Source organism: Krasilnikovia sp. M28-CT-15, from assembly GCF_047159595.1.
GTDB lineage: Bacteria > Actinomycetota > Actinomycetes > Mycobacteriales > Micromonosporaceae > Actinoplanes.
The window spans coordinates 7201817-7225306 of sequence record NZ_BAAGAK010000001.1 but is presented as its reverse complement, the minus strand read 5'-3'; the positions used below and the strand labels follow the sequence as shown (position 1 = coordinate 7225306).

At 72.7% G+C, this 23490-nt stretch carries 19 protein-coding genes; 9 read left to right on the top strand and 10 right to left on the bottom strand.

Annotated features, from left to right (window positions below):
* The first annotated feature begins 72 nt into the window (after positions 1-72).
* Positions 73-1512, top strand: a complete 1440-nt coding sequence (eccD, locus tag ACMCNO_RS33195) for a type VII secretion integral membrane protein EccD (RefSeq protein ID WP_412753347.1) — start codon at positions 73-75, stop codon at positions 1510-1512.
* A 39-nt stretch (positions 1513-1551) separates the two neighbouring features.
* Here the strand turns inward: eccD and ACMCNO_RS33190 are convergent, their stop codons facing one another.
* Positions 1552-2055, bottom strand: a complete 504-nt coding sequence (locus ACMCNO_RS33190; protein WP_412753346.1) for an inorganic diphosphatase — start codon at positions 2053-2055, stop codon at positions 1552-1554.
* A gap of 553 nt (positions 2056-2608) precedes the next feature.
* Between ACMCNO_RS33190 and dacB the strand changes: the two genes are divergently transcribed.
* From dacB to ACMCNO_RS33155, 7 genes are all read left to right on the top strand, one after another.
* On the top strand, positions 2609-4198 hold the full coding sequence (dacB, locus tag ACMCNO_RS33185) for a D-alanyl-D-alanine carboxypeptidase/D-alanyl-D-alanine-endopeptidase (protein WP_412753345.1): 1590 nt from the start codon (positions 2609-2611) through the stop codon (positions 4196-4198).
* 55 nt (positions 4199-4253) lie between these two features.
* The gene (locus ACMCNO_RS33180) at positions 4254-5321 is read left to right on the top strand and encodes a zinc-dependent metalloprotease (protein WP_412753344.1); all 1068 of its coding nucleotides are present in this window, start codon (positions 4254-4256) and stop codon (positions 5319-5321) included.
* A 6-nt stretch (positions 5322-5327) separates the two neighbouring features.
* Positions 5328-6308 carry a tRNA lysidine(34) synthetase TilS gene (gene tilS, locus ACMCNO_RS33175; RefSeq protein ID WP_412753343.1) on the top strand — a complete coding sequence of 327 codons (981 nt, stop codon included), beginning with the start codon at positions 5328-5330 and terminating at the stop codon, positions 6306-6308.
* A 127-nt stretch (positions 6309-6435) separates the two neighbouring features.
* The gene (gene hpt, locus ACMCNO_RS33170; protein ID WP_412753342.1) at positions 6436-7011 is read left to right on the top strand and encodes a hypoxanthine phosphoribosyltransferase; all 576 of its coding nucleotides are present in this window, start codon (positions 6436-6438) and stop codon (positions 7009-7011) included.
* A 258-nt stretch (positions 7012-7269) separates the two neighbouring features.
* Entirely contained in the window at positions 7270-9294 is a 2025-nt protein-coding gene (gene ftsH / locus ACMCNO_RS33165) for an ATP-dependent zinc metalloprotease FtsH (protein ID WP_412753341.1), read from the top strand.
* Complete coding sequence (gene folE, locus ACMCNO_RS33160; RefSeq protein WP_412753902.1) at positions 9291-9968, top strand: GTP cyclohydrolase I FolE; 678 nt, start codon at positions 9291-9293, stop codon at positions 9966-9968. The genes ftsH and folE overlap by 4 nt, the downstream gene beginning before the upstream one ends.
* Before the next feature lie 239 nt (positions 9969-10207).
* Positions 10208-11074, top strand: coding sequence for a DMT family transporter (locus tag ACMCNO_RS33155; RefSeq protein WP_412753901.1), 867 nt, complete (start codon positions 10208-10210; stop codon positions 11072-11074).
* Here ACMCNO_RS33155 and ACMCNO_RS33150 read toward each other — a convergent pair.
* The 4 genes from ACMCNO_RS33150 to ACMCNO_RS33135 are packed head-to-tail and all read right to left on the bottom strand — an operon-like array spanning position 11064 to position 14845.
* Positions 11064-11288: a hypothetical protein gene (locus ACMCNO_RS33150; RefSeq protein ID WP_412753340.1), complete on the bottom strand. Its 225-nt coding sequence runs from the start codon at positions 11286-11288 to the stop codon at positions 11064-11066. The two genes, ACMCNO_RS33155 and ACMCNO_RS33150, sit on opposite strands and share 11 nt — an antisense overlap.
* 38 nt (positions 11289-11326) lie before the next feature.
* Positions 11327-11578, bottom strand: a complete 252-nt coding sequence (locus ACMCNO_RS33145) for a hypothetical protein (protein WP_412753339.1) — start codon at positions 11576-11578, stop codon at positions 11327-11329.
* A 25-nt stretch (positions 11579-11603) separates the two neighbouring features.
* A complete protein-coding gene (locus ACMCNO_RS33140) occupies positions 11604-12248 on the bottom strand; it encodes a hypothetical protein (RefSeq protein ID WP_412753338.1) in 645 nt (214 codons plus the stop codon).
* Complete coding sequence (locus tag ACMCNO_RS33135; RefSeq protein WP_412753337.1) at positions 12245-14845, bottom strand: FtsK/SpoIIIE domain-containing protein; 2601 nt, start codon at positions 14843-14845, stop codon at positions 12245-12247. Before ACMCNO_RS33135 ends, ACMCNO_RS33140 begins: the two co-directional genes overlap by 4 nt.
* A 163-nt stretch (positions 14846-15008) precedes the next feature.
* Between ACMCNO_RS33135 and ACMCNO_RS33130 the strand changes: the two genes are divergently transcribed.
* The gene (locus tag ACMCNO_RS33130; RefSeq protein ID WP_412753336.1) at positions 15009-15554 is read left to right on the top strand and encodes a hypothetical protein; all 546 of its coding nucleotides are present in this window, start codon (positions 15009-15011) and stop codon (positions 15552-15554) included.
* Positions 15555-15557: 3 nt separating this feature from the next.
* On the opposite strand, the gene ACMCNO_RS33125 is transcribed toward ACMCNO_RS33130, so the two are convergent.
* Genes ACMCNO_RS33125 through ACMCNO_RS33105 form a run of 5 tightly spaced genes read right to left on the bottom strand, consistent with a single transcriptional unit; the run spans position 15558 to position 23358 of the window.
* Positions 15558-16166, bottom strand: a complete 609-nt coding sequence (locus ACMCNO_RS33125) for a hypothetical protein (protein ID WP_412753335.1) — start codon at positions 16164-16166, stop codon at positions 15558-15560.
* Positions 16163-17284 carry a M23 family metallopeptidase gene (locus tag ACMCNO_RS33120; RefSeq protein ID WP_412753334.1) on the bottom strand — a complete coding sequence of 374 codons (1122 nt, stop codon included), beginning with the start codon at positions 17282-17284 and terminating at the stop codon, positions 16163-16165. The genes ACMCNO_RS33125 and ACMCNO_RS33120 overlap by 4 nt, the downstream gene beginning before the upstream one ends.
* Positions 17281-17829, bottom strand: a complete 549-nt coding sequence (locus ACMCNO_RS33115; RefSeq protein WP_412753333.1) for a hypothetical protein — start codon at positions 17827-17829, stop codon at positions 17281-17283. Before ACMCNO_RS33115 ends, ACMCNO_RS33120 begins: the two co-directional genes overlap by 4 nt.
* A gap of 6 nt (positions 17830-17835) precedes the next feature.
* Positions 17836-19803 (bottom strand): MFS transporter, encoded by a 1968-nt coding sequence (locus ACMCNO_RS33110; protein WP_412753332.1) that lies wholly within the window; start codon positions 19801-19803, stop codon positions 17836-17838.
* Positions 19804-23358: an ATP-binding protein gene (locus ACMCNO_RS33105; protein ID WP_412753331.1), complete on the bottom strand. Its 3555-nt coding sequence runs from the start codon at positions 23356-23358 to the stop codon at positions 19804-19806. It abuts the gene before it with no gap.
* Between the last annotated feature and the right edge of the window lie 132 nt (positions 23359-23490).

Here is a 23490-nt window from a genome sequence, read left to right as displayed (position 1 = left end):
GATCGAGGCGACGGCAGGCCCGAACACACTGGCGAAGCGGGGGTGCGAGCGCATGCGAAAGGTTGGCACAACATGACGGTGGGTCTTGCTCGGGTCACGATCAGTGCGCCCCAGCGCCGGGTCGACGTCGCGCTGCCCGAACACGTCCCGCTGGCGGAGCTGCTGCCCGAGGTGCTGCGGCACGCCGGGGAAGGGCTGGCCGACGACGGGGAGAAGCACGGCGGCTGGCTGCTGCGGCGCACCGACGGGGTGGCCCTGACCACCGCCCAGGGTCTGTTCCCGCAGGGCGTGCGCGACGGCGAGGTGCTGCACCTCGTGCCCGCCCGCGAACAGTGGCCGGAGCTGGAGTACGACGACGTGGTCGAGGCGGTCGCCGAGGGGGCGCGCCGCCGTGGCACGGTCTGGACCCCCGCGGCGACCCGTGCGGCGACGCTGGCCGGTGGGGCCGTGCTGCTGGGGCTGGGCCTGCTGGCGGTGCTCTCCGCCGGTCCGGGGTGGCCCGGCTCGGCGTTCGTCGGGCTCGGCATCGCGGTGCTGCTTGCCCTGGCGGGCGTGACGGCCTCCCGGGCGTACGGGGACGCGCGGGCCGGTGCCGCACTGGGCGCCTGCGCCATGCCGTACGCGTTCGCGGGTGGCGCGGTGCTGATCGCCCCGGCCGCGGGTGACCGGGTCGGGGTGCTGGGCATCCTCCCGTGGCTCGGCGGCCCGGAGCTGCTGGCCGGTGCGGCGGCGCTGCTGCTGGCGGCCGTACTGGGCGGGGTGGGGGTCGCGGCGGCCCGCCGGCTGTTCACCGCGGGCGCCACGGTCGGCCTGCTGGCCGCGCTGGCGGCGGCGCTGAGCATGGTCACGTCCGCGGCCGGTGCGGCTGCGGCGTTGCTGTCCGTACTGGTGTGCGGGATCGGCGCGCTCCCGCTGCTGGCGATCCGGTTCGGCAAGATGCCGACGCCGCCCGTGACGCTGCCCTCCGGCGGGGAGGCGGCAGAGGGCTTCACCGCGGCCGCCCCGGCCGGGGTGCTGGACGCGGCGCGGGAGCGGCCGGGGCGGGCCGTGGTGTTCGCCGCCGTGGCCCGCACCGAGGAACTGCTGGCGGGCATGCTGCTCGGCCACGCGGTGCTGGCGGCCGGGGCGTTCACCGTCCTCGCGGCCGACGGCTCGGGCTCGGCGCGTCTGCTGGTCGCGGTGTGCGCGGCGGCGTTGCTGCTGCGCTCGCGGCTGTTCGTCACGCTGCGCCAGCGGGTGCCGCTGCTGGTCGCGGGCCTGTTCGGGGTGGCGGCGCTCGGGGTGGATCTGCTGTGGGGCGCCGACGCCGGGATGCTGCTGGCGGTGAGCGGGGCGGCGTTCGTGCTGGCGCTGGTCACGATGGTGGCCGGCGCGACGTGGTCGCGCCGGCCACCCTCGCCGTATCTCGGGCGCGCCGCCGACCTGATCGACACGCTGGTGGTGGTGTCGGTGATCCCGGTCGCGTGCGCCGTGGTGGGCCTCTACGGCCTCGTCGGGGACATCAAGCTGTAGGCGGGAAGCCTCCCGGCCTGGTTTCGCCAGGCCGGGAGATCAGTCCTCGCCGTCGTGGTGCTCCGCGGACGCGGCGCGCTTGAACGACGCCCGGATCTCCTCCTCGGCCTCGACCCGGCCCACCCAGGTGGCGCCCTCGACGGACTTGCCGGGCTCCAGGTCCTTGTAGACCGTGAAGAAGTGCTGGATCTCCATCCGGTCGAACTCGCCGAGGTGGTGGATGTCGCGCAGGTGCTCCTGGCGCGGATCCTCGAAGGGCACGCAGAGGACCTTGTCGTCGCGGCCCTTCTCGTCGGTCATCCGGTACATGCCGATGGCCCGGGCGCGGACGAGGCAGCCCGGGAAGGTGGGCTCCTGGATCAGTACGAGCGCGTCCAGGGGGTCGCCGTCCTGGCCGAGCGTGCCCTCGATGTACCCGTAGTCGGCCGGGTACTGGGTCGCGGTGAAGAGGGTCCGGTCCAGCCGGATCCGGCCGGTCTTGTGATCGACCTCGTATTTGTTCCGCTGACCCTTGGGGATCTCAACCAGAACGTCGAAATCCATGATGTGCTCCCTTGTTCGTCCCGCGCTTGACCCGGCGGGGTGGCCGGCGGCGGAGGCGGGGCACACGGGAGCCCGCAGTATCCGCGCGCAACGGTGTGCCGGATGACAGTAGTCTCCCCTAAGTCTGCAGCCGTATCGGAGGAGGGGGCCCGTGGGGAGGCAAGATTCACAGCACGGCGACGGCGCCGAGGCGCCCCGACCTGGCCGCGCACCGGCCGGCCGGGCCGGTGTGCCGGTGCCGCCGCCCTCCGCCACCCCGGCTGTCGTCCCGCCTATTGGACCTCAGGACGCCGCGCGGGCGCCGCAGATTCCGCCATCCGCGCCGCATTTTCCGGGGCAATCCCGGCAGCAGCCGGCGGGCGCGCCGCAGGGCGGGGGAAATCCTCCGATTGGTACCTCCGGCCGGGCGCCTGTTCCCCCGGCGGCGGGGCGCGCCGTGGTCCCACCGGTCGGGGGAACGGCCCCCGTGCGGCCGCCGACCGCCCCGATGCCCGCGACGTCCGGCCGAGCCACGGTTCCGCCGCCCGGCCCGACTCAGCCCGCCGGTTCGGCCATGAATGCCGCCCCGGGTCACCCACCGGCGACGATCCCCACCGCCCTCCCGGCGGTTCCGCCCAGCGGCCCGGTTCCGCCCAGCGGCCCGATTCCGCCCAGCGGCCCGGTTCCGCCGGGCGTCCCGGGCGGGGCGCAGGTCGCAGGCGGCGGGGCCTCCCGGGGACGCCGTACCGTCCTGATCTCGGCGCTGGCCACCGTGCTCCTGCTGGCGGTCGCCGCCGCGACCGTCCTGGTCGCCCGGCCCGGCCCGGTACGCGCCTGGCTGGCGGCCGGCCCGAGCGCGCCGACGACCGCGCCACCCACCCCCGACCCGAGCCCGACGCCGGTGCTGCGCGCCGCGGGGGCCGAGGCCGCCGCACCCTCGGCGGCCCGGGTGAAGGACGCGCTGGCGTCGCTCGTCCAGGCGCCGGCGCTGGGATCGCGGGTGAACGTCTCCGTGGTGGACGTGGCCACCGGGGAGGCGCTGTTCGAGCAGAACGCCGACACCAGGACCATCCCGGCCTCGACCACCAAGCTGATCACCGCGGCCACCGTCCTCGCGGCGCGCGGGCCCGCCTACCGGCTGAGTACCCGCGCGGTGGCGGGGGCCGAGCCGGGCGAGGTGGTGATCGTCGGCGGCGGCGACCCGACGCTGGCGGTCAACGCCAAGGGCCAGTTCCCCGGCGCCGCCCGGCTCGACCGCCTCGCCGCCCAGGTGCGCAAGGCCCTCGGCGACACGAAGCCGACCAAGGTCGTAGTGGACACCTCACTGTTCTCCGGCCCCACCACGGCGACCGGCTGGAGCTCGGGCCTGATCGCGCCCGAGGGACAGGTCGCCGCGATCCAGTCGCTGATGACCAACGCGGGCCGGATCAAGCCGGTGCACCACGAGTTCGGCGGTGACCCCCGCTACAGCGACCCGGCCATGGCGGCGGGGCGGGCGTTCGCGGCACAGCTCGGCGTGCCGGCCGGTGCGGTCAGCCGCGGCAAGGCTCCCGCCGCCGCGGCGGCCACGGCGCCCGGCCAGGCGGTCGCGCCCGGCACGGAACTGGGCGCGGTGCAGTCCCCGCCGCTGGTGCACGTTCTCGACTGGATGCTGCAGCAGAGCGACAACGTCATCGCGGAGGCCATGGGCCGCCAGGTCGCGCTCGCCGCGGGCAAGCCCGCGACGTTCGAGGGCGCGACCGAGGCGATGATCGCCAAGCTGGGCGAGCTGGGCCTGCCCGCCGACGAGACCAGTCTGTCCGACGCCAGCGGCCTGTCCCGGAACAACGGCATCAGCCCGGCCGTGCTCACCAAGCTCCTGGCGCTCGCCGCGGGCGGCAAGCAGCCAGCGCTGAGCAGCCTCTTCGGCGGCCTGCCGGTGGCGGGCTGGTCCGGCACCCTGCAGACCCGGTTCGTCACGCCGAACCCGAACCGCGTCGGGCAGGGCATCGTCCGGGCCAAGACCGGCTCGCTCAACGGGGTCAACACGATGGCGGGTGAGCTGGTGACCAGGGACGGCCGGCTGCTGGTCTTCGCGTTCATGGCGGACGCCACCGGGGACGCCGTACCGGCTCGGGCGGCGCTGGACCGGATGGCGGCCCGGCTGGTCGACTGCGGCTGCTGATCTCCGGGTTTTCGCCGGAGCTGCGCCGTGGCCCCGCACGGGTACGGTGGTGGGCATGGCGCAGTTCGTGGACTGGGACCTGGCCGCCGCCACCGCGGGCGCCTTGTCGAAGTCAGGCCCCGCGGTGTCCTACGAGGAGGCTACGCAGGTCGTGGTCCGGTTGCGGGAGCTGACCGACGAGGCCGCCGAGCACGTGGCGGCGTACACCGGGTTGGTCCCGCAGGTCGAGGTGCCGCCGGTGCGGGTGGTGGATCGCAAGGACTGGGCCGCGGTCAACATCACCGGCCTCAAGCAGGTCATCGTCCCGCTGGCCAGCCGCATCACCGGGGACAACCCGCCCGGCGCGGTCGCCGACGCGATCGGCTCGCGGCTGACCGGTGTGCAGGCCGGCACGGTGCTGGCGTACCTGTCCGGCCGGGTCCTCGGGCAGTATGAGGTCTTCACCGACGATCCCGGCCAGCTGCTGCTCAACGCGCCGAACATCGTCGAGGTCGAGCGCAAGATCCAGGCCGATCCGCGCGACTTCCGGCTGTGGGTGTGCCTGCACGAGGTCACCCACCGCGCGCAGTTCACCGCCGTCCCGTGGATGCGGGGCTACTTCCTCGGCGAGGTGCAGGCGTTCGTCGACGCGTCGCAGAGCGGCGAGCACATCCTCGAGCGGCTGCGCCGCGGCATCGCGACCCTCTCGGACGTGCTGCGCGACTCCGAGAGCCACTCGTCGGTGCTGGATCTGGTGCAGACCCCTGCGCAGAAGGCCGTGCTGGACCGGCTGACCGCGCTGATGACCCTGCTGGAGGGGCACGCCGAGTTCGTGATGGACGGTGTCGGCCCCGAGGTCATCCCGACGGTCGAGTCGATCCGGTCCAAGTTCAACCAGCGCCGGGCCAGCGGCAACCCGTTGGAGAAGGCGATCCGGCGGCTGCTCGGCATCGAGGTCAAGATGCGCCAGTACGCCGAGGGCCGCAAGTTCGTGCACGGCGTCGTGGAACGCGTCGGGATGGCCGGGTTCAACAAGGTGTTCAGCTCCCCGCTGACCCTGCCCCGGCTGGAGGAGCTGAACGACCCGGACGCCTGGGTGGAGCGGGTGCACGGCCCGGCCGGGTCGCTGCCGCCCGCCGACTGACCGACCGTGGCGCGGATCCCGGCCGCGGTGGCCACCGTCCGGCAGGCGGTGCGCGTCGCGCTGGCCGGGTTGCCCCGGGGTACCCGCGTGCTGGTGGCGTGCTCGGGCGGCGCCGACTCGCTGGCCCTGGCGGCCGCGTCCGCGTTCCTGGCGCCGCGGCTCGGCCTGGAGGCCGGGCTCGTCACGGTCGACCACCGCCTGCAGGAGGGCTCCGCCGAGCGGGCCGCCCGGCTGGCGGGGTGGGCCCGGGTCGCCGGGTTCGACCCGGTCGAGGTGGCCATGGTCGAGGTGACCGGTCCCGGAGGTCCGGAGGCCGCGGCCCGCTCCGCCCGTTACGCCGCGCTGGACGAGGCGGCGGTCCGGCATCGCGCCGCGGTGGTGCTGCTCGGCCACACCATGGACGACCAGGCGGAGACGGTGCTGCTGGCGCTGGCTCGGGGGGCCGGGCCGCGGGGACTGGCCGGGATGCCCGTGCGCCGGGGCCGGTTGCTGCGACCGCTGCTGACGGTGGCGCGGGCGGACACCCGCAAGGCGTGCGCGTCGCTGGGGCTGAGCCCGTGGGAGGACCCGCACAACACCGATCCCGCGTACGCCCGGTCCCGGGTGCGTGGACAGGCGCTCCCCGCGCTGGTCGCCGCGCTGGGTCCGGCGGTGGTGGACAACCTGGCCCGGACGGCGGCGCTGCTGGGGGCGGACACCGCGGCGCTGGACGCGCTGGCCGCCGAGGCGCTGGCGACCGCCCGGACGGAGCGGGGCCTGTCGGTGGCGACGCTGGCCGCGCTCGGCCCCGCGGTGCGTGGCCGGGTGCTGCACACGTGGGCCCGCGAGCTGGGCGCCCGGGGCGGCGCGCTGTCGCATCGGCACGTGGCGGCGCTGGAGGCGCTCGTCGTGGACTGGCACGGGCAGGGGGCCACGCACCTGCCCGGCGGCGCGGCGGTGGCGCGGCGCCACGGAGTACTCGTCCGGGTGGACCCCGACTCACTGTGACGGTTGTCACGATCCGGGGGGATTTTCGGTCAGACGGGTCTGATCCAGGCGATACGCGGCGGGATACGGGCCCTGGAGCGCCGACCCGTTGGCCGGGAACCGGGGGGCATGCGGCAGGCTAGGGGCCATGGCTGAGGGCTCCTGGTACCACGCCGACATCGACCGCGTGATCATCTCCGAGGAGCAGATCCGCGAGAAGACCGCCGAGCTGGCCAAGCAGGTCTCGGCGGACCATGCCGACGCCGACGGCGGCATCCTGCTCGTCTGCGTCCTCAAGGGCGCGGTGATGTTCATGGCCGACTTCGCCCGCGCGCTGGGGCGCCACGGCCCGTCCACCGAGATGGAGTTCATGGCCGTCTCGTCGTACGGCTCGGGGACCACGTCGTCCGGGGTGGTGCGCATCCTCAAGGACCTGGACCGCGACATCGCCGGCCGGCACGTGATCGTGGTGGAGGACATCGTCGACTCCGGGCTGACGCTGTCCTGGTTGATGAAGTACCTGCAGTCCCGTTCACCCGCGAGCGTCGAGGTGGTGGCGCTGTTCCGCAAGCCCGACGCGGTCAAGGTGTCCGTGCCGGTGCGCTACGTCGGCTTCGACATCCCCAACGAGTTCGTGGTCGGGTACGGCCTCGACTTCGCCGAGCGCTACCGCGAGCTGCCGTACGTGGGCATCCTGCGGCCCGAGGTCTACGCCCGTAGCTGAACGCGCTCCCAGCGGACTCACAGAAACCGGCGCACGCCCACCGTTTCGTCCGGGTTGCGGGCGGTTGCCCGGCCTGGGGTACGCGGGCGAAACCCGCCCGCCCGGCCTGCGGGCGCCGGGCTCACGGGGTCGGACGGGGCAGCCACGGTGTACCGTCGAGTGACCGATGGCGCAATGTTCCGCGCGCGCCGGAGGCACAACCCAGGTGACCAGGACGCCGATACAGGAGGGTCCGGGCGGGTGCCGCCCGACAACAGCATGGAACGTACGCGTTTCTTCCGCCGCCCGGTGGTCTGGATCATTCTGGTGATCATCGGGGCGATTGCGCTGAGCTCATTCTTCACCAGCGGCCCTAGTTACCAGCGCGTCGATACGTCGGTCGCGCTCGAGCGGCTGAATCAGCCCGGCATCAAAAAGGCCCTGATCAAGGACAAGGAGCAGACGCTCCAGCTCGAACTGTCCGAGGCCCAGGACTTCGAGGGCAAGAACACCAGCAAGATCGAGACCCAGTATCCGTACGAGGCCACCAGCGACGTCTGGACCGAGGTCAAGGAGGCCAAGGCCGCCGGACGGATCTCGGGTGGCGTCGACACCAAGGTCTCCGGTGACAGCATCCTGCTCACCCTGCTGGTCAACCTGCTGCCCATCGCGATCCTGGTGATCCTGCTGCTGCTGTTCATGTCGCAGATGCAGGGCGGCGGCTCCCGGGTGCTCAACTTCGGCAAGTCCAAGGCCAAGATGATCACCAAGGACACGCCGAAGACGACGTTCGCCGACGTGGCGGGCGCCGACGAGGCGGTCCAGGAACTGCACGAGATCAAGGACTTCCTGCAGAACCCGGCCAAGTACCAGGCCCTCGGCGCCAAGATCCCCAAGGGCGTGCTGCTGTTCGGCCAGCCCGGTACGGGCAAGACCCTGCTGGCCCGCGCGGTCGCGGGCGAGGCCGGGGTGCCGTTCTACTCGATCTCCGGCTCGGACTTCGTCGAGATGTTCGTCGGCGTCGGCGCCAGCCGGGTCCGTGACCTGTTCGAGCAGGCCAAGGCGAACGCCCCGGCCATCGTCTTCGTCGACGAGATCGACGCGGTCGGCCGGCACCGCGGCGCCGGCATGGGCGGCGGCCACGACGAGCGCGAGCAGACCCTCAACCAGCTGCTCGTCGAGATGGACGGCTTCGACACCAAGGGCGGGGTCATCCTCATCGCGGCCACCAACCGGCCCGACATCCTCGACCCGGCGCTGCTGCGCCCCGGCCGCTTCGACCGGCAGATCCCGGTGGACACGCCCGACATGGAAGGGCGGCGCGCCATCCTGCGCGTGCATGCCAAGGGCAAGCCGTTCACCCCGGACGTCGACCTCGACGCCGTGGCCCGGCGTACCCCCGGCTTCTCCGGTGCCGACCTGGCCAACGTCGTCAACGAGGCGGCGCTGCTCACCGCGCGTAACGAGAAGCGGGCCATCACGAACGACTTCCTCGAAGAGGCCATCGACCGGGTCATCGCGGGCCCAGAGCGCCGCACCCGGGCGATGAGCGACAACGAGAAGAAGATCACCGCGTACCACGAGGGCGGGCACGCCCTGGTCGCGTTCGCGCTGCCGCACTCCGCGCCGGTGCACAAGGTGACCATCCTGCCGCGCGGTCGCTCGCTCGGGCACACCCTGGTGCTTCCGACCGAGGACAAGTACACCCAGACCCGCGCCGAGATGATCGACACCCTGGCGTACGCGCTGGGCGGCCGGGCCGCGGAGGAACTCGTCTTCCACGAGCCCACCACGGGCGCGGGCAACGACATCGAGAAGGCCACCAGCCTGGCCCGGGCCATGGTCACCCAATACGGCATGAGCTCCAAGCTCGGCGCCGTCAAGTACGGCACGAGCGGCGACGAGCCGTTCCTGGGCCGCACCATGGGCCACGAGCGGGACTACTCCGACTCCGTCGCGGCGGAGATCGACGCCGAGGTGCGGGCGCTCATCGAGCTGGCCCACGACGAGGCGTGGGAGATCCTCGTCGAGTACCGAGACGTGCTCGACAGCATGGTCCTCGAGCTGATGGAGAAGGAGACCATCTCCCGCGAGGACATGGACCGGATCTGCGCCCGGGTCGCCAAGCGGCCGCCGATGGCCCCGTTCAACGGCTTCGGTAAGCGGCTGCCCTCGGAGGCTCCGCCGGTGGTGACCCCGGCCGAGCGGGAGAAGCTCAAGGCGCAGGCCGAGGCCGACGGCCAGGCCGCCGTGGGCGGCAGCGCCGGTGGCAGCGCCAACAGCAGCACGGACGGCGTCCACTGATCACCGACGGCAGCTCGACCGAGCCGGCCGACTCGGACGACGAGCTCGACTACCTCGCTGCGCGCCTGGTCGACGGCAAGCTCACCGGTTCCCCGGTGGAGCAGGTCGTCGACCTGCCGCGGATCGAGAAGGCGGTCCGCGAGATCCTGCTGGCCGTCGGCGAGGACCCGGACCGTGACGGGCTGCTGCGTACCCCCACCCGGGTGGCCCGTGCGTACGCGGAGCTCTTCGCGGGCCTCCGGGTCGACCCGGCGCAGGTGCTCGCCACCACGTTCGAGGCCAACCACGAGGAACTCGTACTGGTCCGCGACATCGAGGTGATCAGCCTCTGCGAGCACCACCTGCTGCCGTTCAAGGGGGTGGCCCACGTCGGCTACGTCCCCGGCGAGCACGGCCGGATCACCGGCCTGTCCAAACTGGCCCGCCTCGTCGAGGTGTTCGCGCGGCGGCCCCAGGTGCAGGAGCGGCTCACCTCTCAGATCGCCGACCTGCTGATGACCCGGCTCGACCCGCGCGGCGTCATCGTCGTGCTGGAGTGCGAGCACCTGTGCATGGAGATGCGCGGGATCCGCAAGGGCGGGGCCCGCACCACCACCTCTGCGGTGCGCGGCGCGTTCAAGAGCGACGCCAAGGTCCGCGCCGAGGCGATGATGCTGATCAACGCTCCCCGCTGAGCCGGTGGCCGGGGGCGCGACGCCCCCGGACCGGTGTCCCGGGCCGGCGGGGGTCGACGAACTCGTCGTCCGAAAACCGCGCGCGATTGTCGTACCCCTACGGCAGAGTGTCAGGGGTGACAACGCAGATCGGTCCTGACCTACAGGCTTCCCGCGGTGGCCCGGCGGCCACCGACGGCTCCGGCGCACCGTCCTCCACCGAGCTGCGCCGATGGCTGCCCGGCTACCTGCTGCTCGCCATGATCTGGGGGAGCAGTTTCCTGTTCATCAAGGTCGGTGTGCGTGAGCTGCACCCGCTGTGGCTGACCTTCGGCCGGGTGGCCGCGGGCGTGCTGACCTTGCTGGCGGTGCTCCTGGTGACCCGTGACCGGCTGCCCCGCGACGGGCGGCTGTGGGGTCACCTGACCGTGGTCGCGCTGGTCGGCGTGGTGCTGCCGTTCACCTTGTTCGGCTTCGGTGAGCAGCGGGTGTCCTCGGTGCTGGCGGGCATCTGGAACGCGGCCACCCCACTGGTCGCGCTGCCGCTTGCGGCGCTGGTGTTCCGCACCGAGCGGCTGACCGCGCGCCGGATCGCCGGTATCGGCATCGGGTTCGCCGGGGTGCTCGTGGTGCTCGGCGTGTGGCGCGGCCTGGGCGGTGCACAGCTCACCGGGCAGCTCATGTGTTTCGCCGCGGCGATGTGCTACGCGGTGGCGATTCCGTACCAGAAGAAGTTCATCGCCGGTCGGGCCGGCAGCGGCGTCTCGCTGGCCGCGGCGCAGTTGCTGGTCGCGCTGGCCATGCTGGCCGTCGCCGCGCCGGTGCTGGCCGGCCCGCCGCCGAGTCCGACCGAGATCTCCGGCGAGGTGATGCTGTGTGTGCTGGCCCTCGGTGCGCTCGGGACCGGCATCGCGTTCATGCTCAACCTGCAGGTGATCCGGGTGGCCGGCGCCAGCACCTCGACGTCGGTGACGTACCTGATGCCGGTGGTCGCCACGGTCGTCGGCGTGCTGATCCTGCACGAACACCTGCATTGGCACCAGCCTGCCGGTGCCGTGATCGTGCTGGCCGGCGTGGCCGTCGCGCAGGGGCTGCGGCTGCGGCGACGCGCCACCGCTACTCGATGAAGCCGGTCTCCGGATCGACCGCGGACAGGAACTCCCGGATGTTGATCATGTGCTCGGCCAGGGTCGCCTCGACGCCGCCCGACCGGGACCCCGCAAACCCGTAGCCGGGGTTCGGCCCGGAGATCCAGTTGTAGCTGTACTGGCCGGGCCGGTCCCGCCGCGCCACGATCTCGAACACTTCTCCGTCTACGTCGACCCGGGTAGATACGTCCACGCCATCAGGCTAGCGGCGCGGTCAACGAGGACTCACCGTCAGACGATCAGGCGGTAGGCGTCGGCGCTGTCCATGGCCGCGCGGGCCAGCGTCGCCGCCTCGTCCAGCCGGGTCCGCGCCTGTTCCAGCTGCGCGATCGCCGCGGCCACCGACGGATGCACCGAGCCGAACGCGGTCAGCCGCAGCAGCGTCAACGCGTCATCGAGCTGATCCGCGACCTGCTGGATGCCGGACACCGCCCGCTGGGTGCCGTCCACCGACGCGGCCACGTTCGCCTTGACCTCATCCACACTCGACACGACAGCCCTCGCAGCCTTATCGGAAGAACGCCAGCAGGCCCACGCCCATGCAGGTCAGCAGCACCGGCGTCAGACACGTGACCGCACCGACCAGCGGCGTGCGGTCGACCTTGCCGCCCTCGCCGCCGTACACGAAGCCGAGCGTCACCCAACCGAGCGCGAACGCCAGCACGGGCATGCTCAGCCCGCACAACAACGCGTACGTGGGCAGCGAACCCGACGGGGCGACCAGGTACAACACGATCTGCACGAGGAGCACGGCCGCGGCGAACGGGCCGTACACCAGCAGGTTGCGCGCCCACGGCCGCCACGGCGCGTCCGGGCCGGGGCCCAGCAGCGCGGCGTCCGCGGCGTCCGCGGTGGCCCGGGCCTGCCGCAGCGCGGCCAGTGCCCCGGCCGGACCACCCGCCACCGCCTGCGCGGCCAGCACCTGCTCCGCGGCCTGCGGGGCCAGGTCGACCTCGGGTACGCGGAGGTCCTGGACGAGCCGGGCGTGCTGCGGCGCCAGCCGGGCCCGTACCCCGATCAGCTCCTGGTGCGCGGCCTGTACGGTCGCCGCCTGCTCGCCCGCCGCGGTGCTGGCGGCCCGGCGCACCGCGTCGAGGCGCTGCGCCGCGGCGAGGTAGTCGGCCCATGCGTCGGAGGTCTGCTCGTCGCTCACGACTCGTCACTTTCCGGCCGGGCGAACGGTACGAAGGTCACCAGACGGTCCGCCTGCCGGTCGTGCAGCAACGCCCGGTTCGCCCGTGGCTGCCAGTCCACCGGCCTGCCCACCAGCAGCGTCACGTCCTGCTGCGGCACGTTGAGGAAGACCAGGCCCGCGACGTCCTCGCGGCCCGCGCTGCCGCCGGTCTCCTCGGAGAACCGCCGCAGGCCCCGCCACCAGGACAGCAGATGCGCCCCGCGGGCCGGACCCTCGCGCAGCAGGCGGCGCAGCGAGGGCAGGGCGCCCGGCCCGGCCGCGTCCATGCCGAACACCACCCGGTAGCCGGGCCGCTCCACGTCCAGTTCGGCGGCGAGCCCGGCCGCGTCGACCACCACCACCTCCTGCCGGTGGCTGATCTCCTCGGCCAGATCCTTGGCCAGGTCGTCACCCTCGGCGACCAGCGAGGAGATGACGAACCGGGTGCTGCGCGGCGGGTGGAACGCCGCCACGCCGCGCGCCGCCGCGTCCAGCACCTCGGCCCCCGCCGGGGTCGAGCCGAAGACCGCCAGGTGGCGGCCGGGGGAGCTGTCCAGCGGGAACGCGGCGCTGGAGAGCGGCACGTCGATGACCCGCCCCACCAGCGCGGCCGGGCGTCCCGCCCGCCCCGCCAGCGCCGCCCGGTACGTCGGGTCGTCGGCCAGATGCTGACGGGCGTACCCGGCGAAGATGCGCGGCGGCGCGGCCTCCGGGTCGCGTGCGGCCCACAGGCGGTGCCGCAGGTCGCTCAGCGCGTTCTGATCCGCATGCGGGTCCGGGAACCGCACCACCCGCTCGTGGCCGCGGGTCGCGCCGCGCGGGCCGCCCAGTCCACCAGCCGTGTTGACCACCGCGGTGCCCAGCGGCAGCCCGGCCGCCGAGTCGTTCGTGGCCTCCAGTACATCGCCGCCGCCCGGCAGCGCGATCCGCACCGGGAACTGGCCGAAGATGGAATCGCGCTTCGCGTACAGGGCCTCGACGCCACGCGCGGTCTGGCTGGCCAGCACCAGGTGGATCCCGTACGAGCGGCCCTTGCGGGCCAGCGACTCCAGCAAGGACACCGCCTCGCCCGCCATCGCGTCGTTGCCCGCCAGCAGCACCTGGAACTCGTCGACGACGCAGAGGATGCGCGGCAGCGGGCGGCCCCGGCCTTCCTGCGCGGCCACCGCCCGAAGGTCGGCAAAGCGGGTGACGCCCGCCCGCTTGTACGCGACCGAGCGCCGGGTCATCTCCGCGTCCAGGTCGCGGAGCACGGCCAGCCCGTACTCGCGGTCCGACTCGACGCCCACGGCCCGGGCGTGCGGCAACCAGGTGCGGTCCCGCCGGGTGGGCACAAACTCGGCGAACGACACCCCCTCCTTGAAGTCCAGCAGGTACAGCGCCAGCTCGTCCGGGCCGTACCGGGCGCCGAGGCCGTACAGGACGTTGATGAGGAACGCGGTCTTGCCGGCGCCGGAGCGGCCGCCGACCATCCAGTGTGGTGTCAGGTCGTTGAAACGCAGTGTGAGCGCGGTGTCGCCGTCGTGGCCCACCACCGTGCCGAGCCCCTCGGCGGCGTCAGCGGTCCACAGGTCGTCGCCCGGTTCGGGCAGCAGGTCGGCGAGCACCACCTGGGAGGCGGCGGCCGAATGCGCGGCCAGCTCCTGGCAGACCGCCTCGATCAGATGCGGCGGCGGATCCTCGTCCAGGAACACCGGCGCGTTGAGCCACACCGCCTCCGGCGCCGAGCCGAACGTGGCGCCGGGCGGGTCGCCCACCACCGCGTACGGGTTGCGCACCGACACCATCGTCGTGCGCGGCAGCGGCGCCTGGGTGGTCTCCGCGGTCAGCGGCGGCGGGGGCCAGCCCGCGACCACGAGGTGCAGCCCCGACTCCGGGCCCTGCTGGGCCAGCGCCGCGATCCGGTTCAGCTCGCCGCCCTCGGTCAGCTCGGGCAGGCACGCGACGACCACCAGCATGAGCCGGTCCCGGCGCCCCCGCCGGACGGCGCTGCCGCGTGCCGGGCGCAGCCACTTCTCCGCCTCGCTGAGCACGTCGCGTAGGCCGTTGCGGTCCGTCGCGGGCGGGGCCAGGAGCCCCGCGTCGGCCAGCGTCGAGAATGGTGCGAACACCGCACCGCCGGAGGCGTCCACCCCGCGTACCAGCAGCGAGCCCGCCGGGGCGGTCGCCAGTAGCCGGAGCAGTACGCTGCGCAGCAGCCCCGCCACCCGCGGATCCCGGGCGTCCGCGTCCACGGTGAGATGACCCGTACCCAGCAGTGGGACGATCACCGGGAAGCGTGCGTCATCCAACGGTTGCGCCACCCCGACCCGGACGAACCGGGGCGGATTCGGCCCGCCCAGCGGCGTCGTGGCGGCCTGCGCATCCAGGGGCGCGCTCAGCCAGCCCGGGGCCAGCTCCTGCGCGGCGGCCCGTAGCTCCTCGGCCAGCCGGTGCTGCTCGCGCGGGTCCCCGCCCGCGGCCGGGTGAGCCTGTAGCGCCGCGGCGGCCGCGTCCACGGTCGCCTGCGCCTGCCGATGCAGGGCAGCGGCCTGAACAATCCGGCTCGCCGAATCCGCCACCGCCCTCACCTCCATCTGTGCGTTCAAACCGTATCCCAGACGCGGCGGCGGGTCCCGTTGCGGAGCCGATGGGGTGTTCCGTGCCGCTACCGCCCACCCCGCCGCAGCTCGCAGCGTCTGGCACATTCGTACGCTCCACACCCGACCGGGGCAGAAGGTACGCATTAGGCTCGACGGTGTGCAGCCGCCCCACATCCCCGACCCGCCGGTCGGGCCGCCGCCCGCCCAGCCGCCGGGTCCCGTGGTGGCGGGAGTCGTCCCGTCTCGGCCGCGCAACCGCCGCCTGCGGCTCGGGCTGGCCATGGGCGCGGGCATCATGGCGCTGCTCTGCCTCGGCGGAGTGGGGGTGTTCGTGTCGCTGTACGACTCGGCCACCGAGATCAAGCGGAGCGCGCCCGACGCGGTCGTGGACGGCTTCCTGCGTGCCTACCTGGTCCACCGTGATGACCAGGAAGCGGCCCTGTACATGTGCAAATCCGGGGGGGACTTCTCCAAGCTGGAGGCGTTTCGCGCGGATCTGCAGGCTCGGGAGAAGGACTTCTCGATTGGTATCAGGGTGAGCTGGCGCAGCCTGGCAGTCGCGAACGAGGGTGGCCGGACCACCGTGAGCACCGACATCGTCCGCACGATCTCCGACGGCAGCGAACGCACGTCAGACCGGTGGCGGTTCGTGATGGTCGATCAGGACGGTTGGCGGGTGTGCGGCGGCAATCAACTCGCCTGAGGCTCACTCGACCCAGAGCAGGTGGACCGGAACCTCCAGCGTGCGGGGGGCGCGGCCACTCCACGACCACCGGTACCAGTCCAGCTCGGCCGCCACGCGGGCGCAGATGTCACCGTCGTCGCTGGTGTGGAGTTCGGTGACCGCCCGCAGGTCGCGCCGTTCGCCGCCGTCCTCCAGCAGCTGCACGACGCGGCGGCCGGTCAGCGCGCCCGCGTCCAGGGCGGCCACGGGGCTACGCCGGGGTGGTTCGTCCAGCGAGACCAGCCGGGACACGACGTCGTTCGCGCCGGTGCGGCCGGTGCCGACCATGCCGAGTTCCTCCACCCAGACCCGCTCGATCGGGACCAGCGGCGCGAACACCTCGGTCAGCTCGGCCTCCGCGCGATACCACTCCGATTCGGGCATGACCGGCACATACGTCCGGCTGCCCTGCACCACCGTCTCGTCGGCGCGCAGGTCGTGCCGCCAGCCGTGGCCGGGCAGGCCGATGATGACGCGTCGCCCGCGCAGCTGCCCACCCATCGCGGCCGGGGTCGCCACGACGGGCCGGGGCGGATCGGGCAGCCAGTCGGCGCTACCGGTGAACGGGTCGGGCACCGCGCCGCCGGTCATGTGGTGCCACCCAGCGGTGCGCCCTGCTGCTCCATGAACGGCACCGGGTTGATCGCGCCGACGCTCCGGCGGTCGTTGTTGAGGTGGACCTCGAAATGCAGGTGCGGCCCGGAGGAGTTCCCGCTCGTACCGACCCGGCCGATCTGCTGACCGGCCTGAACCCGCTGCCCCACCTGTACGGCGGGGTGTTCGACCATGTGGCAGTAGCGGGTCATCACGTTGCCGGCATGCACGATCTCCACCATCCAGCCGCAGCCTCCCTTGCCCGGGTAGCCGTCGACGTCGCACGTCTGCCGACCGCTATGGTCCACGTTGCATTTCACCACGGAGACCACCCCGCTGGCAGCGGCGTGGATCGGGGTGTACCGGTCGATGATGAGGTCGACGCCCTGGTGGGTGGGCCGGTCCCTGGTCCGGAAGCCGGACCCCACCACCGCACCCGGGGCCGGGATGGTCCATCCCGACGCGGCGATCTGCCCCACGGTGGACAGGCACACCAGAGAAACCGAGTTCCCGACCGCGCGGGCCGCGCCGTGTGCCAGCAGGTTGACGATGCGGGTGGCCACCGCCTCATGCTTGGCGTAAGCGTCGGGGTAGGCGCTGATCTGCACCTTCTGCGCGGCGCGGGTGAGCGGCATCAGTTCCCAGCCGTCGATGGTCTGCAGCTTCTCGTAGAACTTCGTCGCCGCGTACACCGGATCCATGACCTGCTCCGGGGTGCCCCAGCCGGTGCTGGGCCGTTGCTGGAACAGGCCGAGCGAGTCGTGGTCGTTGTGCGCCCCGAGGTTGCCGAGGTTGTTCAGGCTGGACTCCTGCATCGCCGTGGCGACCGCGATGACCCAGGCCCGGGGCGGCAGCTTCAGCGTCGAACCGACCTTGATGATGATCGCCGCGTTGCGGATCTGGGTGGCACCGTAATGGTTCACCCGCGGCATCTTCTCGTCGGGATCGACCACGCCGCCGACGCCGCAGCCGGCGGTCGTGTACCGGGGATCGTTGTGGTCGGCGTCGAACGCGCCGACCAGCAGGGCGACCACGCTCCCGCCGCAGCAGAGCAACGTCAATGTGGTGACCAGCGCGGCCAGCAGAACCACGGGACGTGGCCGGGGGAGCCTCATGAAGCATCCCAGTCGATTCCGTCCACCAGCCAATGCTTGTCGGGCGCCACGAGCCGCAGGGTCAGCTTGCCCGCGTTCGTGGTGACGACCGCGTCGACCAGGCCGTCGCCGACCGGGACGATCGCGGGCCTGCCGAGCACCCGGTCGGCGGGCACGGCGGCCGGGTCCACCCCGGCCAGTTCGTCGGCCAGGTCCTTGGTGGCGTTCGGGGCGATGGCGTCGTGCCAGGCTCCGGCGGAGACGTTGCGATGGTTTGCCCAGGCGGAGGCGAACGCGTACGCGACCGCCTCCGGTTCGGCCGTGCCGGGACTGGTGGTGGGTGACGGCGGGGGTTCCGGTGAGATCACGCTGTCGTCGTCGTCCGGGTTCGCGCTGAGCACCGGCGCGGGCGAGACCGTGGAGATGACCGCACCGGCGCGGTCATCTCCGTCGGAGAACAGCCGACCGATGCCGACGACCAGCAGCACCAGCGCGGCGATCACCAGCGCGACACCCCAGCGGGACCGGAAGATCCGGTTGAGGCCGAGTTCGACGAAGCGCGCCACCGCCGGTCACCTCGCCTCGGTGCGGGTGCGAGGTGGAGCTGGTTCCCGCACCGTGGCGCCCGTCTCCGGCCGGTAGATCGCGTACGACGCGGGACGCTCGGCCACGTCCGGCTCCGTCCACGAGGACTGGCGCCGAGGCCGGACGGCACGGGCGGCCGTGGCCGGCACCCGCTCCGCGGGTGTGTCCTCGTGCCTGGTCTCGGTGCCGTCCGGCCGGGGCGCCGGCACGCTGTCCAGCTGGCCGGGCGCCGCGGCCGTGACCGTCTGGCCGCGTCCGGCCGCCGCGTGCGCCGGGTCCTCCAGGCGCGCCTCCGGGCGCAGGTTCGACTGTTCGACGTAGACCGTGCGGCGTTTGCCGATCACCGGTTCCCGGGTGCCGCCCGCGTCGGCGACCTCCAGTCTCGCCGCCTCACGCATGTCCCGGAAGAACCGGCGGTGCCAGGACCCGGCCGAGGTGATCGCGGCCGTGCCGTCCTTGCCGCCGAGCTGGGTTATCCGGCGGTACGGCCTCAGCAGCAGCCAGCCCACCACGCCGCAGAGCCAGACGAGGACCACCTGCAGCCAGCCCGGCAGGCTCGCCGTATTCATGATCAAGTCAACCGCGAAGAGGTAGATCGCCGCGCCGGTGCCGAAGATCGCGATGTTGAACAGGGCCGCCACCACCGCGTTGCCCAGCCGCCGGATGCCGGAACTGGCCGGGCGTAGCAGCCCGATCGTGCCCAGGATCGGTGCGGCGATCACCGCCCAGCGGAAGACCAGGAAGCCCAGCAGTACGAGCAGCGACGCGGTCAGGTCGAACATCGCGAACATCAGTGAGGCCAGCATCGCGATGAACCCGGCACCGATCCGGTCCATGCCGTTGACACCCTGCAGATACTCGTACGCCTCCGGGTCCTCCGTCTTGATCTGTTCGGCGACCTTCTCCCACTGCTCCTTCTTGCCGTTGAGGGTGGCCGGGCGGGTATCCGGGTTGTCCCGCATCTTCTGGGCCTCGTCCCAGCTCAGCGAGCGGGCGTCGTAGAGCGCCATGCCGTACTTCTGTGCGGTGGTGCTGTCCGCCGAGCCGAGCAGACCGCGCAGCCAGTTGCGGTACAGCATGGTCTCGGTGGCCGTGTCGCTGGCTCGCACGGCGGGCGGTCGGTTGTCCTTGCAGGCGTCCGGCTTGCCGAGCTTGCAACCAGCGGTCTTGTCGCCGTCCTGGGGACGCGGGCCGACCGCGTCGTGCACCACGCCCAGGGTCGTTATGAGGCTCTGGTCGGCGATGTTGGCCGAGCGCACCGGCCACGCCGCGATCGCCGTGACCGCCACCATGATGAGGATCGCCCACCCGGCCGTGGTCATCGCCGCGCCCATTTCGGCCTGCTGCGAGCGCCAGATCAGGTACAGGCCCACGATCGCGAGCGTGATGACACCGAAGACGCTGAAGACCTTCTCGTAGACCGCCTTCGTGGCCTGCTCGACCAGCGGGTCGGCCCAGCCCCACATCGACGCCGGGTTCCAGGCGCGCTCGCGCAGCGCGTTGGAGGCCCCGATGATCGCCGTGGCGATCATGAACTCGCCGTTGGCCACCGTGGTCTCGAACTTGTAGTCCGGGTCCACGAGTGTGGACGCACACCCGCTGTCCAGGTCGTATGTCGTGTACGCGTAGCCCGCGTACCCGTACTGGCTGTAGATGCCCTGGGGGCCGGGCAGGGTCGACGACTCGGGACGCTCGGCGAACCAGCCCGCCAGCCCGGAGTCGGGGGCGCTGGGCGTCGGCGGGGTGAGGCACTCGGCGCGGGCCGCGCTGACGTCCGCCAGCCGGTCGACGCACGCCTTGAGGTCGGACTGCCACTCCTCGGTGCTGCACAGGCCGCCGGGCGCCCGTGCCGGCACGGCTGCTGACGCGCCGGACGGTGCCGCCACCGCCCACGCGACCGATGCGACCGCCGCGATCAGCACGGTGAGCAGCAGCGCGCACGCCCGCCGGACCATTCAGACCTCCAGGTCGGTGAACGACGACGGGATCGCCGTGGGTGCCGCCTGCGCGGCCGCGGGCGTGGTGTCCAGGTGGTCCAGCAGCCCGTCGACGTACGACACGTCGACCCGCACCTTCTGCACCCGGCCATCCACGTCGCGCATCACGAACTCGCGGAACCCGAGCCGGTGCGCGGACGACGTGTCGACCTGCGACAGGGAGGCGAGGGTGGCCTCGTAGCCGTCGTGCACCGGGACCCGGAGCAGCCGCAACGCCTCGGAGGCGATCTCCTGATCCTCGGCGATCCGGCCGACGAACACGGTCGAGACCAGGTTCTGCACGTCGAGGCCGAGGATGTCGCGGGGGTTCTGCGAGGCGACCAGCGCGGCGAGGTTCCATTTCCGGGAGTCGCGGGCCAGCCGGACCAGGAACGAACGGCCCGAGCGCCAGCCCTCCATGAAGTGGGCCTCGTCGAGGCCGACCAGTTTGCGCGACGACATCGAGCCGCCGTAGCAGCGGCGTACGGCCAGTCGGTGGGCCGTGTGCAGCATCGGCAGCGCCAGGGACTCCTCGGCGGACCAGTACTCGCGTTCGATCTTCAGGTCGGGCAGGCGGAGCCCCGCCATCGTGATCACCGTGAGGGTCGAGTCGCCGCTGAGCAGATGCTGCGGCGGGCGCCCGAAGAACAGCAGCGCCAGCGGCATCTCGGCGGTGTCGAGCAGCAGGTTGGCCAGCTCGCGGCCCTCGTCGTGGCCCAGGTTCTGCAGCGTGGCGACCACGTCGTCGAGCGTGGAGGTCTCCTCGGCGGGCACCTGGCGCACCGCGTGGCGCAGGAGCGTCGCCGTGGACGCCTCCTTGGCGACCTGCGGGGGGACCAGCATGGAGCAGATGTCCTGCACCAGCATCCGGCGTTCGGCGCGGGCGTTGGAGACCGCGATCTCGAACTCCCGGTCGCCGGCGGGGCCGGTCGGGAACTCCGTGCGCACCGGCGTGGGGATCAGCGCGTACGGCGCGAGGGTCCCCTGCTCCGAGCCGGTCAGGTTGAGCACCCGCGAGTACGGCCGCAGCTCCGGCATCTGGCACAGCCGGGCCAGCGGGCCGGACGGGTCGAGCAGGGTGACCTGTACACCGCGCCGCGCGTTCAGATATCCGAGCGCGCCCATCAGCGTGGACTTGCCGCCGCCGGGCTCGGCGACGAACACCCCGAGTCCGGAGCGCTCCCGCACCTCCATGGGGAAATGCAGGTCGAGGAAGACCGGCCGGCGGCACGTCCCGGCGGTACGCCCGATCAGGTCGCCGCGCCGGTCGCCCACCGTGGAGGCGGCCTGGGGCAGCGCGGCGGCCAGCAGCTTGACCGGCATCCGGCGGACGTATCCGGTGTTGGCGATCGGCTCGCCCGGGATGAACTCGCGGGCCAGCTGGTCCTGGTTCTTCGGGTGTTGCAGGGAGATGCGCAGTTCCCGGGAGTAGAGCTGGATCAGGCGCCGCGCCCGCTCCAGGCACTCCTCGCGGGTGGCGCCGCCGACCGCGATCCGGTGCCAGCCGTGCGCGCGGGCGGACTCGACCGGCAGGCCGGTGGTCATCTCGTCGCCGATCACCAGGGCGCGCTTGGCGAGGCGTTCCAGCTCGGGCGGCGCGTCGATGCCGTGCTCGGCGTAGTCGAGCTGTTGGGAGCGGATCATCCGCAGCCGGTGTTCCAGGTTCTTGAAGGAGCTGGTCGAGCCGAGGATGTCGATGCGGGAGGACAGCTCCATGGGCCACGGCAGCCGCTCGTGGAAGTGCAGCCACGGCTCGTGCTTCTCCGGGATCTCCAGCGGTTCCATCCGGCCGACCGACAGCACCGCCACGTGGCGTTCCTCGCCGGACATGCGGTTGACCAGCTTGACGGTCGATCCGTACGGGGTGCGGTAGCGCTCCACCTGCTCCGTGAGGGCCAGCAGGTCGCCGCGCTCCCACTGCCCGTGGGTGACCGGGGAGAGCGGGCCGGGCGGGGCCATGCACAGCGCGACCGAGCGGAACAGCAGCCATTCGAGTTCCTGCGGGGTGACCCGCCGCCCCCGCATGCCGAACGCGTTGAGCACCTCGTCGAACTGCTCGACGGTACGGCCCAGCTTGCGGCGTTCGCCGTCCGTGGTGCCCTTGCCGAGGACCCGCATGATCCGCTCGGCGAACGTGTCGCCCAGCGAGCGCCGGGCGAACGTCACCCCGAGGAACGTCTGGCCCTCGGCGTGGTTGACCGACAGCAGGTGACGCTGCGCCGCGACCAGGTGATCCGACCAGGAGGTGGCGCCGGAGACGTCGGGCAGCGGCTTGGCGGTGAAGGAGTCCACCGTGCGGGCCCACTCGTCCGCCGGGAACGGGCGGCTGGTGCGGCGCAGGTGCAGCCGGAATCCCGCGAGGCCCGCGTACTGCTCGGAGATCGCCGAGAGCAGGGCCTCGCGTTCCGCGTCGGGCCGGAACGCCCAGCGCACCTCGGGCAGGTGATACCAGGCCGTGACCGTGCTCTGGGTGAAGGTCAGGTGCCCCGCGATCTCGGTGATCTCCAGCTCGACCGCCGGGTCACGGTCGCTGAACTTCAGCTTGTGCGGGCGCAGCGGCGCCGCTTTGGCGTCCTTCTTCTTCGGCTGCTTGCGGTCCGGACCGGCCGGGGTGGCGACGGCGGGCAGGTTCGCTGGTTCCGCCTCCGGGTGGCCGCGCCGACGTCTGCGCCGGGCCGGGTCCTTGGTGGTGCGGTGCGCGGGTGCATGCTCCGGCCGGGTAGCCGGCAGGTCGGTCCGGCCCGGTGCCGCCGCGTCGTACGCCGGTGCGGTCGCGGCTCGCGCCGTCGCCGACGGCACCGCGGTGACTCCGGGTGCCACCGTCGTGGCGGCGCTCGGCGCTGCCACCGTCTGCCAGAGCGGCGGTGTCGTGACCGGGACGTCCGGGACCTCGGTGTCGGCCGCCGGGGCGGGGGGTCGCGCCGTGGCCGGTGCACCGGATTTGGCCTCGTCCGCCCAGTCGGTGAAGCCGGAGTCGTCGAAGATCGGGCCGGGTGCGCCGAAGTACGGGCTGGGGACGCCGGGGTCGTCGTCGAAGAAGTCCGCGGGTGGTCCGGCCGGGACCCGGGTGAACGCCGTCGGCTCGGGCTCCTGCGTCACCGGGGCCGTGACCTCGGGTGCGACCGGGACGGTCGGGGCTCCGGCCGGCGGATCGGCGGTGGCCGGGTCGGCTGTCACCCCGTCCGGGGTCTCGGCCGGGTGCGCCTCGACCCGCTGGAGGACCTCGGTGGGGCGCCCATCCGATCCGGACGGTTCACCCGTGGTGATCTCGCCGGCCACGGTGTCGTCGACCACGAGGTCGAAATCCGGGTCGTGGTCATCGGCATACTGATCTTCCTGCGGGGTACTCCGGATGGTGGCGGAGGGCTGGGCAGGAGCCGGAGCCCCGCCGAACAGGTCGAGGAACGGTGAGTCGATGTCCATGGTGGTGTCCACGGCCGACCGGGGGCGCACGGGCTGGGGTGCCTGGAACACGCCGACCGTGCCGTGCCCGGGGTTGGTCACGATCTCGGGGTCGACGCCCTCGTTCGGCAAGGGAGGCGGAGGGTAGTTGTCCGAGCGCACACCGTTACCTTGCCTGCCTGCGGGGGAGAGGGCCGCGCGAGGATGCCCCGGCGGTGGGGATTCGGTCATGCGCATGCCCCGTTCGGGCACGCCGCAGGACTG